Here is a 15,014-nt window from a genome sequence, read left to right on the forward strand (position 1 = left end):
TCTAGGATGAAAGTTTAATCAATAACTATTTATTTATCACTTTTTTCCTGTTTTTTAATTGAATCAGTCCACAAATTAGTGAACATCATTAGAAATGCTCCAAGAAAAACAGTAATTGCCATTCCAGTAGGAATTATAGTTTGCCAATCAGTAGTTTCCATGTATCTCCTAGTTTATTTAGTAACATAATTTTAGTAATTATACCTAAGATGTTATTCGCTTTCATCCATTTATATTAAGTTTTGTAAACAAATATTAAGTAGAAAGAAAATTAATTAATGTTTAAAGCTATTATAGAAAAGTCTATCAATTATCAAAAATAGCTTGAATAAATGTACTAAATTTAACATTAAGTATAAAAGTTATAGACAAGCAGAAAAAAATACTTAGTATCAGAGGTGTGATTATTAGTATTGTCACAATAATTAATATTTTATTAAAATGAACGTTAAGCAAGTTATTCAAAACAAAACAGTAGATTTAACAAATAAATATCAAGAAAAAATTCATCTCTCTGGTCACATTCAGCCTCACGGTATATTATTTGTCTTAAAAGAACCAGAATTGACAATTTTACAGGTAAGTAATAATACTTTTGAATTATTTGGCATACCAGCGACAACATTGTTGAATCAAAATCTGAGTTATTTTCTTGACCAAGAGCAAATCAATAAACTCAGAAAAAGCTTAGAAAATAATCCGGAGCTTAAAACCATCAATCCTGTTAAATTATCAGTTAAAACAAAGCATAAATCTTTAGTCCTTGACGGTATAATTCATCGTTCTGAAAAATTTTTAATCCTCGAATTAGAGCCAGCTACATCTGAAGAAAGTATTTCATTTTTAAACTTTTATCATTCTGTTAGAGAAGCAGCATCAAAGATGCAAGATGCTTCTGATTTAAAAAATTTATGTCAAATAATTGTTGAAGAAATTAGAAAAATCACAGGCTTTGATAGAGTGATGGTATATAAATTTGATTCTCAATACAATGGAGCTGTAATTGCTGAAGATAAAATAGAAACTTTAGATTCACTTTTAGGATTAAATTACCCAAGCTTCGATATTCCACCCCAAGCTAGAGAACTTTTTAAGATAAATTTGTTGAGGATGATAGTAGATGTTAATTATCAATCAGTAGAAATTATACCTGTCAATAATCAGATTAGTCACCAACCAATTGATTTAACTTTATCTATTTTAAGAAGTGTTTCTCCCTGCCATGCAAAGTATCTAAAAAATATGGGCGTTACTGCCACAATGTTTATATCTTTACTTAAAAATAAAAAGTTATGGGGTTTGATTGCTTGCCATCATAATTCACCGAAATATGTACCTTATGAGTTACGGGCAACTTGTGAATTTTTAGGGCAAACAATGTCTCTAGAACTTGCTTATAAAGAAAACAATAAAGACTATGATTATAAATTAAAGTTAAAGTCTATCAAGAGTCAAATTATTGAAGAGATTTCAACATCAGAAAATTTTATTTATGCCTTAGTTGAATGTCAAAATAAACTACTAAATTTAGTCAGTGCTGAAGGAGCTATCATCGTTTCTGGTGATGATTTTCAGTCAGTGGGAAAAACTCCACCATTAATAACTGTTGAAAAATTAATTAGCTGGGTAGAAAAAAATTTTCATCAACATTTTAATCAAGAAGTATTTTATACAGATTCATTGCCCAAAGTTTATCAAGAGTTTGAGAAATATAAAGATATAGTTAGTGGGTTATTGGCACTCTCAATATCTTCAGCTCAGAGAATTTATATTTTGTGGTTTCGACCAGAAGTTATTAGAACAGTTAATTGGGCAGGAGATCCAGCGCCTGTTACAGAAGTAGAACCTAATGGTAATATAAAATTGTGCCCTAGAAAATCATTTGAGTTGTGGAAAGGAATTGTTAAACTTACATCTCGACCGTGGAAAAAATGTGAAATTGATGTTGCTTTAGAACTGAGAAATGCGATTATTAAAATTGTATTGAAACAAGCAGATGAGCTAGCCAAATTAAATTCTGCTTTGCAAAAGTCAGAAGCAGGAGAGAGAGAAAAATCTGCTCAATTAGAACAAACTTTAAAAAAATTACAATTGACTCAAACGCAATTAATCCAAAGTGAAAAAATGTCTAGCTTAGGACAGTTAGTTGCAGGTATTGCTCATGAAATTAATAACCCAATTAATTTTATTTATGCCAATATCAAATATGCAGATAATTATACTAATGAACTAATGGATTTGATTAAACTCTATCAAAAGCATTGCGTTCCATCGCCAGAAATTGAACAAGAAAGTGAAAAAATAGATTTAGAATTTATTATTGAAGACTTACCTCAACTATTAAAATCTATGGAGGTAGGAACAGAACGCATTTATGAAATTGTCAAGTCTTTGCGTAATTTTTCACGGCTTGACGAAGCAGAAATGAAGCCAGTTAATATTCACGAGGGAATAGATAGTACTTTACTAATATTAAATAATCGACTTGCTCCTAAAGTTGGAAAGCAGATTAATGTAATTAAGGAATATGGTAATTTACCTAAAATATCTTGTTATGTGAGTCAGTTAAATCAAGTATTTATGAATATCTTGGTCAATGGAATTGATGCTCTGGAAGAAGCAATAGCAAAAGGCAAATTTTCTGAATCAAATAAACAACAAATTCCCACAATTAAAATTCAAACAAAAGTTGTAGACAAAAATTTCGTAACTATTACTATTTATGATAATGGTGTAGGTATCCAAGATATAATGCGTCACAAAATATTTGACCCTTTCTTTACTACAAAACCTGTAGGTAAAGGTACTGGTATTGGTTTAGCAATTAGTTATCAAATTATAGTAGATAAACATAGCGGTCGGATTTTTTGTAATTCCCAGGAAGGAAAAGGAACAGAGTTTATCATCGAGATTCCTATTGGATAGAATACTGTTAAAATTCAGACTCAATATAGAAGAGGGAATAGGGAATAGGGAATAGGAATGGAGGGGGAAATAACTGATAACTGATAACTAATAACTGAAATGACTAGGGGAACTACTCAAGTTGAATATTATGCTTTCGTACATCGAACTTTTTGGGAATATTTTTATGCTTGTAGTTTGGTATGGCAATTTGAGCAGGAACAAACTATCTCACTAGATGAAATAATAGAGGAAGTTTTTGGTCAGCATTGGCAAGATGAAAAATGGCATCAAGTATTGCAGTTTATTGCTCGAACTATCGAACCTCAGTTTGTGGGAGAAATTATTAGTTATTTAATCGATACAGATGGGGAAGAAGAAAATTTTCAGAATTTATTTTTAGCAGGTAAGTGTTTTTTTGAAGTTAGGAATAGTCAGGATATTGATGATGTAGGAACTGAGTTATTAAATGATTTAAAAGATTTGGCAGCTTACCATCAGCATGAAAATTTTTTTGCCCTCAAACGTAATTGGGATTTACAACTGCGATTTAAAGCAATGCGACAAATAGCTACTATTTGGAAAGATGACCCGGAAACTTTAGCCTTCCTCAAAAAACGGAAAGCATTACAAGAAATAGCTATTGGTTGGAAAGACGATTCGGAAACTTTATCCTTCTTCAAACAACTAATCGAGCACGATGATAATATTCATGTGCGATTTGAAGCAGTGCGACAAATAGCAACTGTTTGGAAAGACGCTCCAGAAACTTTGCCCTTCCTCAAACAACTGATAGAGTCTAATAATTGGTTAGTTCCAGTTGAAGCAGTACGACAAATAGCTATTGGTTGGAAAGATGACCCGGAAACTTTGCCTCTGCTCAAACATTGGGCAGTTTCTAAGGATCATTCGGTAGTGCAACATGAAGCAGTGCGACAAATAGGAACTCATTGGAAAGATGACCCGGAAACTTTACCCTTTCTCAAACAAGTGCTAGAGTCCCATGCTAATCCGTTTGTGCGAAATGAAGTGGTGGAACAAATAGCAACTCATTGGACACATGATTCCCAAACCTTACCTATACTTAAACAACATATAGGATCTGAGGATTTTTGGGCGATATCAAAGGGAGCAGTCAGAAAAATAGCTACTATTTGGAAAGATGACCCGGAAACTTTATCAATGCTCAAACAACTCTTACTATCCGATCCGAGTCCCGATGTGCGAGGTGAAGCATTGAAACAAATAGTTAGAGGTTCGAGAAATAACCCAGAAACTTTACAATTCCTCAAACAACTCTTAGAGTCAGAGGGTGATTGGGAACTGCGATATGAAACATTACAACAAATAGTGAGAAGTTGGAGAAATCACCCAGAAACTTTACAACTCCTCAAACAACTGCTAAAGTCTGATAATCCTGATGTTCGAGTTAAAGCATTGGAACAAATAGCTACTGGTTGGAAACACGATCTAGAAATGTTTGAGTTGTTCTATAATTGCGCCCTCAACGATCCATATCAAGATGAAAATGATTTATTTATTTTTTCAGATAACCCTCGAAGAGTTGCACTAGAAGCGATTGCTGACGCAAAGCTCCGCTAACGCCAGACAATATTCAAAGCATCCAAAAACTTTCCCACTGTTAAAAAATAGAGCAAAAAAAGACCCAGATGAGAATGTACGAGTCAAAGCATTGCAAAAAATAGCTACTGGTTGGAAAAATCACCAGGAAACTTTGCCTTTACTTAAACAACTGGTACAGTCCGACGATCGTTCCGATGTACGAGTTGAAGCATTGCAACAAATAGTTACTGGTTGGAAAAATTATCCAGAAACTTTAGAATTCCTCAAACAACAGGTACAGTCTGATCGGAATTCTGATGTGCGATGTGAAGCATTGCAACAAATAGTTACTGGTTGGAAAAATCACCCAGGAATGTTTCAGCTATTCTATAATTGCGCCCTCAAAGATCCATATCAGCATCCAGACGCTTTCTTTCTGGGTGAAGATAACCCCCGACGAGTTGCACTAGAAGCGATCGCTAAAAAATATCCAAACCATCCAAAAACTCTTCCACTGTTAAAAAATAGAGCAAAAAAAGACCCAGATGAGAATGTCCGCAGTGAAGCAATAAAACGAATAGCTAATGGTTGGAAAGATGACCCAGGAATATTTAATTTTTTGGGAAATTGCGCTCTTCAAGACCCATTTAAAAATAAAGATGACAGTTACCTATTTCCCAACAACCCTCGAAAAACTGCACTAGAAGCGATTGCTGACGCAAAGCTCCGCTAACGTTCAAAAATATCCCAACCACCCCCAAACTCTCCCGCTATTAAAAAACAGAGCAAAAAAAGACCCAGATAAAGATTTGCGGAACTGGGCAAAGAAGACATTACAGCAATTTCAAAAGCGGACATGATATAAGTCACAATTGTAAGAAATCCTTCAGCATAAGTGCCTTCTTCCCTCTGCCTTCTTTCCTCCAAAGTGTATTCAAGCGGACATGGTATAATCAACTACCAAGATGGCCATTCAGCAAAATTCCTTAACATATCTTAATATATAAATATGAAGAAGAGTTTAAGGATATGGCCATGACTAACAGTAAAACATCCAAATGGAAGCCAAGTAGATTATTCCAAACCCTATCTTACTTCGGGGTAGTTCCTTTTATCGGTAGTGTTAAATGGTTACAAAAATTATTCGGTGAAAAGACACCTAAAGCAACAAACACATCAGAAGTTGTATTAGTAGTAGGTGCGAATGGTGGAGTTGGTAAACGAGTTGTACCTAGACTCCAGAAGCGGGGTTATCAAGTTCGATCGCTCGTTCGAGATGCTAAGAAAGCTCAGAAAGTTCTCGGCAAAAACGTTGAAATAGTAACTGCTGATATTACTAAACCAGAAACCCTCACCCCTGAAATATTCAAAAACGTGAGTAAAATTATTTGTTGTACAGGAACACGAGTACAACCAGTGGAAGGAGACAACCCAAACCGGGAAAAATATTACCAAGGCATCAAGTTCTTTATGCCAGAAGTTGTTGAAGACCCCCAACTTGTCGAATATGAAGGTATGAAAAATCTTGTAGCAGCCGCAAAACCACAATTACAACCAAGCAACAACAAAATTATCTTTGACTTCACCAACCCCACCCAAGACCTCAAAGAAACTTGGGGAGCATTAGACGACATAGTTATGGGGGGAGTCAGCGAAAGTTCCATCCGTCTGACAGATACTGGTGCGATGTTCTCCGGTAATGTCTCCACTGCCAATTCAGGGGGTTTTGTATCTGTTCGTACTCGTAATTTCGACCCCCCAATGAATTTGTTGGGAGCTGCTGGTATCGAACTGCGAGTCAAGGGAGATGGCAAACGTTATAAATTTTTCCTCCGCTGTGAAGATAAATGGGATGGAGTTGGTTACAGCTATTCTTTTGACACCGTTTATAATATCTGGACAACTATTCGCATTCCATTTAAAGATTTAACACCAGTATTTCGCGCTAGAGTTGTAGAAAATGCTCAACCTTTTAATCCCAGTCAAGTTTATTCCTACCAATTAATGTTGAGTAAATTTGAATATAACCGAGAACTTAATCCTAAATTTACACCAGGATTTTTTCAGTTAGAAATTGAGTCAATTAAAACTTATGGTAGCGAACAATTACCTAAATTTGTCTTGGTTAGTTCGGCAGGTGTAACTCGTCCGGGGCGACCAGGTTTAAACTTAGATGAACAACCTCCTGCTGTGAAATTTAATGACCAATTGAAAGGTTTATTAAACTGGAAATTAAAAGGAGAAGAAGTTATTCGTTCTAGTGGGATTAATTACACTGTTATTCGTCCTTGTGGCATGACTGAACAACCAGGAGGTCAAGCATTAATATTTGACCAAGGTGACAATATTAAAGGTATTGTTAGTCGGGATGATATTGCCGAACTTTGTATTAAAGTTTTGGAAGAACCACAAGCTTGCAATACAACTTTTGAGGCAAAAGGAGATAAAGAAAATCAGGCTAGTGCTGCAAATTGGCAGAAGTTATTTAACAGTTTAGAAGCTGATCAAAATAAATTAACTGTGACAGTTTAAAAAGTATTTAGCAATTGTTCACGAACCTCGTGAATATCATGTCCGGTTGAATAGTTATAAGTTAGAAACTCTCGTAGTAGGGCTTAAGCAATAAGATAAATATCTCATATCAAATCCGATTAAATGCCCTCAAAATCAATAGCTTAAAACCCTGATTATTACCTGATTGGATTTATGTGCAATTAGGCGGATTTGATATTACGGGCTAAAGCCCTAGCCTATCAAAAAGCTTAAAACTCAGACAACGCCAGATTTTTCCTTCTTCCTTTTCTGGTAGATATAGCAGTCGCCACTATAGTTAGGACATCGGGTAATTATGATGATTCATAACGCGAGCAAGATGCTCGCACTAATTGTCAAACACCAACCAGGCGGTTGCTATAGAATTCGTCGCTGCCTAAAAGATATGAAGTGTTTACAGGATGCTATGGAATTTGTCTTGCGTCAAGCGTCCTAACAGTTATGGCAGTTGCTATAACTAATCGCCTAGATAACTAAATGCCTTATTTCTTCTTCCTTTTGCTATATATCTATCAAACAAAAAAAAACGCGAAGTGAAATTAACCACTCGCGTTTATTTTTAGATAGAAAATTTTCTTCTGGATGTTTATGAAACTGCTGCTGCTACTTTTTCATCAGGGGAAACTTTCGCAGTCAAACGCTCATAAGTGGCGCGCATTTTCAAACCAACTAAAACTTGGAAAAGTCCACTACCATTATTGGAACCTGGATAGTCTTGGTGTTCCCTCATCATGTGAGTCATCTCACCATAGTATTTAGTGGCAGTATTGCTGAGATGTCCTTCAACATAAATCATTTCTTCCAGGTTATCAAAGTTACCATCTACTTCTAAGACAGAAACTTCATTGCCGAAATAGGCATCTGGGCCATAGAACATTTTAATTCCAGGATAGGAACAAGTAAGCTTACGTCCACAAGGAATCCAGTTAATAGTCGATCCTTCATCAAACAGATATACTGGTTCAAAGCCTTCTACACCTTCACGTTGGATCAAGCGTACTCGTAATACCTTATGTTCTTTGTCATCAGGAATAAGTTTAGTGGGCAAGATTTGAATGACCACATCTGCGTGACCTTTTTGTGGGTCAATATAAGCATCAAAATCTGGACGACGGGCATTGATAGAAGCAAGTACATCTTCGTAACGATGGCCTCTTTCTGCCATATCGCGCTTGATTTTCCAAGCAATTTTTACTTCATCACTAATATCTAGATAGACACTAAAGTCAAGTAGGGATCGCACGCGCTCATCAAACAGAGGATGAAGACCTTCAATTACTATAATATGATTGGGATGAACTTTTTCCGGTGGGTCAATCAAGCCAGTTTCGTGGTTATAAATTGGCTTATCAATAGACTGACCTTCCTTTAGAGCTTTAATTTGCTCATACATCAAGTCAAAATTATTGGCCCTTGGGTCAAGAGCAGTAATTCCTGTTTCTTTACGTTGCTTACGATCTAAGCTATGGTAGTCGTCCAGGCAGATAACTGTAACAAAATCTTCTCCAAATACATCTGTTACACGACGCAAAAAAGTAGATTTTCCGCATCCAGAGTCTCCTGCAACTCCAATTAAGATTACTCTATCTGGTTTTTTCACAATAGTTTCCCTCTAACACAAAACAAAGTTGAATGACATATCCCATATTTTTGTGACGTTCTCTCCCTCTAAATCTCGCGAGATTTAGCAGGAGCTTCTCCTCCTCACGGATGGAACTTCCTGCTTCCCTGGCTGACTAATGTCTACGCCTCCACAGGCAGCAACGATGAGACCCACCGCCTCTTGTACTAAAAGTTCTGTACTCACCCGGCTTCCTTCAAGATTTTACCTCAAATACTGAATTACCAGGACTTCACCAGTTGAATCCCATATCTTGAGTTGTTTAGGTTCAGCCGTCAGGTGCGTATTACCGCTACTCCTAACAGGCCATAGCTAAACACGCTTAAGCCACCTTGTCAACTAAAGAACGCTACTAGTTTTTTTGCGGGTCGCGCCCTGCCCTCCCGTTATACCCGTTAGGGTTGACGGAATACCCAGAGCAAAATTTAGTTGGGTGAGTCTCAGCTTTTCGGTGAGTCCAGGAGAAATTCCTGAGCATTTCTTGAGCCGTGTTCGTTCCTGTAATACTCCATTCAAGCTTATCTATCAAAATTTAATCATAAAATTACCCGTTTTCTTGGCCAAATCCTTTTAATAAGGATAGACTTGAAGTTTTATGGCGGGTTCAGCTAAATCAACAGACAAGTCTCATGAACTTGGTGTCCACATAAAACAAATTCACTTAAAAGTGTTGCTTCACTACACAGTGAAAAGCTAAAATCACTCACTGTTGTTGGACTCTTGGACAGACTTTGAAGCTATTGACTCTAAGTCTTTATTACTAACTTTTGTAAAACATCATATCAGAATGGGATCTTCCCTACAAGGATCAAAGAAATAAAAGCTTAATCAACTATATTCTGTAGGAATGAGTATAATAGACAAAAGTTATCTTTGTACAGCCAAACGTCATAAGTCAAGGACTTGCAAAACTGAAAGCATTTTTACCTCTCCACCTATAAATTCTAGTGATTGTATTTGGTTGATTTATTTTCGCCAATTTTCATAAAAAATCTGAATTAAGTCAGATAAATTGGACTGATGATATTGTTTTATTTTTATCTTTTCTCTCATGGGTTTAATATCCCACCATCTACACGGTGATTAAAATTGGTTGGGGTTATCAGACACGAAGTGGTTTGTCGAAAGCATCCCCATGCAATTTTCTCTTCTGTCTTCTTCAATTCTTATGGATTTAATCCTCACCGTTACCGTCACCCGCAGTGCCAATGGGGTTGATGGGTTGAGAATCTCCATAGAAAGCAGTCTCGGTTTTACTGACTACTGGCTATTGACTACTGACTACTGACTATTAATTTGATAGTTAGCTACAGAACCTCAAAGAAATTAAGACCACTCTGCATTTTATATGTAAAATAGTCAGAATTGATTAACGCTAAGAATAACGATGCCTTAGAGCTAAATAATAGAGTGAAATTAAAGATGTTTCTGTATTGGCCATATAGTTAAAAGCATCTTATCTCAAGCTGCAATAAAAGTGACATTCTTGTGGGTGAAAAGTATATTTGTACCAGAATCAAAGATAAGTCAATTATGACAATTCAAACTGCACTTAGTCATATTGTAAAAAACAATACAGAATACTATACTGCCTCTTTTTATTGAAGCTTGAGAACCTACTACATTAGAGTAAACAACTGAAAAAAATATTAGTTTTACTCATCATACGGTAATTCTACTTTTAGGTTGATTCCTAATCATAGAATTAATTACAGAATAAATAAGATGACATAAGGAAAACAAGATTTTCAGCACTAAACCTCTGAAATATAGATTTAAAACCTGCTGGCCATTACGCCAGAGTATCTTAAAAAACACTTAAATAAAAAGGCTCATCATCTCTTGGCAATATACTTTTATCTAAATGGAGAAATCAACTAATGAAAACTCAAACTACATTGGGTGTAAAAAGCAATACAGAATACGGTAGTCGTACTTTTGTATACGAAGTCGAAGGTTTAGGTCAGAGTAATATTACTGACAAAACAAATAGCCCCATCCGTCGCAGTGGAACTGTTTATATCACTGTACCTTATGCCCGCATGAACCAAGAAATGCAAAGGATTACACGGATGGGAGGCAAAATTATCAGCATTAAAGCTGTGAGTGAAGACTCTCAAATAAACGGTCAAACAACTAAAACAGGAGAAACAACTAAAGCTATGACTCAAGCAAAACCTAAGTCGCACAAGGATGTTCCTGTAAACACCTATCGTCCCAAAAATCCATTCGTCGGCAAATGTCTTTCCAGCACTGAATTAGTGCGTGAGGGTGGTGAAGGTACTGTTCGTCACTTAGTATTTGACCTTTCTGGTAGTGACTTGCACTATTTAGAAGGTCAGAGTATTGGTATTATTCCACCTGGAACAGATGATAAGGGTAAACCTCATAAGTTAAGGCTTTATTCCATCGCTTCTACTCGTCACGGTGATAATCTTGACGATCAAACAGTGTCTCTGTGTGTACGCCGTCTAGAATACAATCACCCAGAAACAGGCGAAAGAATCTATGGTGTATGTTCTTCTTACCTATGTGGTATGGAAGAAGGTGCAGATGTGGCCATTACTGGGCCAGTAGGTAAGGAAATGTTGTTGCCTGATGATGAAGACGCAACTATTATTATGATCGCAACAGGTACAGGAATTGCTCCTTTCCGTGCTTTCATCTGGCGGATGTTTAAGGAAAGAGAACAAAACCCCGATTATCAGTTTAAAGGTTTGGCCTGGTTATTCTTCGGTTGTGCTTACACTCCTAATATTCTCTATAAAGAAGAGCTTGAAGAACTGCAACGTCAGTTCCCTGATAATTTCCGCGTAACTTACGCTATTAGTCGCGAACAAAAGAATAAAGATGGCGGCAAGATGTATATTCAGCACAGAATTCAAGAAAACGCTGATGAGTTGTGGGACCACATCCAAAAGCCAAATACTCACACTTACATCTGCGGTCTCAAAGGTATGGAAGGTGGCATTGATGAGGGAATGTCTGCTGTGACTGGTAAGTTTGATGTTGATTGGAGCGAGTATCAGAAGAGCTTGAAAAAAGAACACCGCTGGCACGTTGAAACTTACTAATATGATATAATAGATAACTATTAATCGCTGCATTTCATAGAATTCAGGGAGAGGTACATTTGATACCCCTCCTTTTTTAGTTGAATGGACAAAAAAACAGGGTGTTTAGTAATTGTTTGCCATCGACAAATTCTGCTAATATCAAGTGGATTGAGTTACTAATAAATTGAGACAGGGGACAAAAATTGCCTAGATATTCTCCCTATATTTGGGTTGGTGTCACGTCTCTTAAATTTAATTAATCAAAAATCAAAATTAGGAGAACAAAATGAACTTTGGTAATCTTGCTAAAATTGTCGCTGGTGTTGCTGGTGTAGCAGCTACTGGGTATGGTGTAAAAAAAGCTGTAGATTATTTCCAGAACCGCGATCAAGAAGAACCCGATCCAGAAGCAACTGAAGACGCAGAAGTAGAGCTAGAAGCTGATGATATTGCTTTTGCGACTGTGGAACCTGAGTCAGTACAGCCTTTCCTTGATGCTAGTTTTGGCGCTCCAGGTCGTTATGTTCCCACTCGTCCACCTAAAGTATTTGAATATCAAGACCAACAATACATGGTAATATGGTCTTACGATAACGAGAAAGAAAAAAATCAATTGATGGGTTTCCAATACACTGATGCAGGTAGGCAAATGGTTGCTAGTGTAGGATATACTGCTGATGCTACTGACTATAATGTTAACTTAGACGGTACAAATTTAGCTGTTGAAGTTAATGGAGAACAAATTACATCTGGTCAAGGTGAAACTGATGGTGCAGATGAAGTTGATTTAGTTCCAGTCGGATAACTTCTTTTAGAAATTAAGTGGTAGTGGTGTATAGTTGGTAATAATGATGAATAAAATTACTAGCTAAACTATTAGTAATTGAGTTTTGCATCTGCCACAAGAATGCACTACTATCAAAAAATTAGTTGAAAATCAGAGCCAGGGTATTTTAACCCTACACATTCCTATAATAACCAGACATGGTATCACACAATTGGTAACTTCAACAATTAATAATGAATAATGAATAATGAATAATTACCTCTCCTTGAAAGAAGAGGATTGACAAATTCATGAAAATTTTTCTTCACAGGAGTCGATTGGATATGGCGAGGAGACCTCGCCATCCCTTGACCGCTTATTATCCCCTTAAAAGGGGAGGCGCATACCCACAATTTTTCGGTAATAGTAAAGATTGTACCTTTAGTGAGTATAGAATTACAAGTAATCTTACCACCATGTTTGTCTGTAATAATTTGATGAGCGATCGCCATTCCCAACCCGGTAACTTTCCCCACATCTTTAGTCGTAAACCCCTGTTCAAAAATTCGCTCTCTCTCCTCTGATGTCACCCCCAGACCATTATCTTCAATCTCAATCTTTACTGAATAATTAATAGAGTTCTCGCTAAATAAAGGGAAAAAATCACTCTAACCTAGACAGAGCAATAATTCCAAGCATTTTTGCAGTCCAAGAGCTACAATCCTTACAGAACAAAGTTTTTGGGATTTTTTTAAGTTATAAAGCGACAAGTCTAATAATTAATCATTAATCATTAAATAATTCTGGTTTAATATCAAATCCGGTTAATTGCACATAGAATCTGCTGATATAATAGAGTTGTCGCTAAATAAAGGGAAAAAATCACTCTAACCTAGACAGAGCAATAATTCCAAGCATTTTTGCTATCCAAGATATAGAATCCTTAAAGAACAAGGTTTTTGGGGATTTTTTAAGTTATAAAGCCACAAGTCTAATATCTGTTTATAATTCTATCCACACTTCAATCTCCCCATCTCCCCATCTCCCCATCTCCCCATCTCCCCCAACTATATAATAAGTATTCAACCGGATTTGATATAAAGTCTCCCCTTTTAAAACGATAACTTACTCCTGCCCCCTTCCGGGGACAGGGTTGGGGGTAAAGTTTATACTTGCGTCGGTCTCAGATATAAAGCTTACCTACAAAATAAAGCTAGACGCACTAGTAATAGCAAATCCACAAATCAGGATATGAAGTTAAATGATGCTTTACCAAAAAAAATATAGATTGACCCTGAAAGCTATGAAGTGAAAGCGGATAAAAAGTTATTGATTTGCGCATCTGCTACAATTTTACCGATGGCGCAGCGATATTTTCAACTCTAGTAACATGAGGATGTTCTTGATACTAGGTAAGCATAGAAAAATATAGAAGATTGAATTCTATAATCGGACGCTACTTGTATTGTTACTTATAGGTGATTCGCTACTTATCGCACTCATCATTTTCTTGAACGCAATGAGTAATATCGGGATAATCGTTAAGGCCACCATCGGACAAACAATACATGAACAGGATTCGCAAGCACAATTCATTGCCATCATGTGTGTCATTTTGTTATCGTTGCTAAATAATACATTGACATAAAATTATAGCAGCTTAAAAATACTACAGTTATATTTTTTATAATTTCTTAAAAAATATTAATTTATTCTATGCCCATGCTTGTTGTACTCTTCTGTTTCTTCACATTGGATACTAATTTTAACTTAAAGATGATATAATAGTATTTGGAGAAATTTTAGCTACAAATATCTATTCCTGAGAAGGCAAATAAGCAGAGTTTTGTCACATTATTTGAGTCAATTAGTATAACTTAATCAGAACAATAATATCTGAAACTATATTCAATTAAAAACCTAAATTACCAATGAAAAATATAGTTGTTGCTCTCGACTTTTCTCAAATCACTCCTGCCATTATTACTCAAGCGGAAACTTTAGTCCAAGCTTTTAACAGCAAATTATGGTTAATTCATATTGCTGAACCAGATCCTGATTTTGTTGGTTTTAAGACTGGACCTCAGCCTAAGCGCGACCGCTGGGCACAAGAGTTTCGTAGAGAACATCAGCAGATTCAAGATTTGGCAGAAGAGCTACGCCAAAAAGGTCTTGATACAGTGGCTTTGTTAACTCAAGGTTCTACAGTAGAGACTATTTTGGCAGAGGCCAAAAAATTAGCTGCCGATTTAATGATCATAGGGTCTCATGGACGCAGTGGTATTGAGAAATTTTTTGTGGGTAGTGTTAGTGAGGGTATTTTGCATGGTGCCCATTGTCCAGTTTTGGTAATTCCTGCTAGTTGGCGATCACCAGAAACATTAGAAAATTGACGCAGTATTAAATGAGGATGTATGACGGCATTTGTGACGTTCTCCTACATCAAATCAAAGATTATGATGTAGGCTTCCCCACCTCACGGACGCGGGCTTTCTGTTTTGCTGCCGCAACGCTGCGCGAACAAGGGGAGTGCAACCACGCGAGCCCTCCA

The 15,014-nt window shown here is 36.4% G+C and carries 10 protein-coding genes; 7 read left to right on the forward strand and 3 right to left on the reverse strand.

What is annotated here, in order from left to right:
• Positions 1 to 29 precede the first annotated feature (29 nt).
• Positions 30 to 161, reverse strand: a complete 132-nt coding sequence (locus tag F6K23_RS24655; RefSeq protein WP_293160695.1) for a hypothetical protein — start codon at positions 159 to 161, stop codon at positions 30 to 32.
• A 280-nt stretch (positions 162 to 441) separates the two neighbouring features.
• Between F6K23_RS24655 and F6K23_RS24660 the strand changes: the two genes are divergently transcribed.
• The 4 genes from F6K23_RS24660 (at position 442) to F6K23_RS24675 (ending at position 6,999) form a co-directional block, all read left to right on the forward strand.
• Entirely contained in the window at positions 442 to 2,925 is a 2,484-nt protein-coding gene (locus tag F6K23_RS24660) for an ATP-binding protein (RefSeq protein WP_293160697.1), read from the forward strand.
• A gap of 99 nt (positions 2,926 to 3,024) precedes the next feature.
• On the forward strand, positions 3,025 to 4,506 hold the full coding sequence (locus F6K23_RS24665; RefSeq protein ID WP_293160699.1) for a HEAT repeat domain-containing protein: 1,482 nt from the start codon (positions 3,025 to 3,027) through the stop codon (positions 4,504 to 4,506).
• Positions 4,484 to 5,200 (forward strand): HEAT repeat domain-containing protein, encoded by a 717-nt coding sequence (locus F6K23_RS24670; protein ID WP_293160701.1) that lies wholly within the window; start codon positions 4,484 to 4,486, stop codon positions 5,198 to 5,200. Before F6K23_RS24665 ends, F6K23_RS24670 begins: the two co-directional genes overlap by 23 nt.
• A 302-nt stretch (positions 5,201 to 5,502) precedes the next feature.
• On the forward strand, positions 5,503 to 6,999 hold the full coding sequence (locus tag F6K23_RS24675; RefSeq protein WP_293160703.1) for a CIA30 family protein: 1,497 nt from the start codon (positions 5,503 to 5,505) through the stop codon (positions 6,997 to 6,999).
• Positions 7,000 to 7,606: 607 nt separating this feature from the next.
• On the opposite strand, the gene F6K23_RS24680 is transcribed toward F6K23_RS24675, so the two are convergent.
• Positions 7,607 to 8,623: a phosphoribulokinase gene (locus F6K23_RS24680; protein WP_293160720.1), complete on the reverse strand. Its 1,017-nt coding sequence runs from the start codon at positions 8,621 to 8,623 to the stop codon at positions 7,607 to 7,609.
• 1,898 nt (positions 8,624 to 10,521) lie between these two features.
• Here F6K23_RS24680 and petH point away from each other — a divergent pair.
• The gene (gene petH, locus F6K23_RS24685) at positions 10,522 to 11,715 is read left to right on the forward strand and encodes a ferredoxin--NADP reductase (protein WP_293160705.1); all 1,194 of its coding nucleotides are present in this window, start codon (positions 10,522 to 10,524) and stop codon (positions 11,713 to 11,715) included.
• 268 nt (positions 11,716 to 11,983) lie between these two features.
• Entirely contained in the window at positions 11,984 to 12,502 is a 519-nt protein-coding gene (locus F6K23_RS24690; RefSeq protein WP_293160707.1) for a hypothetical protein, read from the forward strand.
• A gap of 209 nt (positions 12,503 to 12,711) precedes the next feature.
• Here the strand turns inward: F6K23_RS24690 and F6K23_RS24695 are convergent, their stop codons facing one another.
• Complete coding sequence (locus tag F6K23_RS24695) at positions 12,712 to 13,098, reverse strand: ATP-binding protein (protein ID WP_367267808.1); 387 nt, start codon at positions 13,096 to 13,098, stop codon at positions 12,712 to 12,714.
• A 1,296-nt stretch (positions 13,099 to 14,394) separates the two neighbouring features.
• On the opposite strand from F6K23_RS24695, the gene F6K23_RS24700 reads away from it, so the two are divergent.
• Complete coding sequence (locus tag F6K23_RS24700; protein ID WP_293160709.1) at positions 14,395 to 14,856, forward strand: universal stress protein; 462 nt, start codon at positions 14,395 to 14,397, stop codon at positions 14,854 to 14,856.
• Positions 14,857 to 15,014 lie beyond the last annotated feature (158 nt).

The organism is Okeania sp. SIO2C9 (assembly GCF_010672455.1).
In the GTDB taxonomy this organism is placed as follows: domain Bacteria; phylum Cyanobacteriota; class Cyanobacteriia; order Cyanobacteriales; family Microcoleaceae; genus Okeania.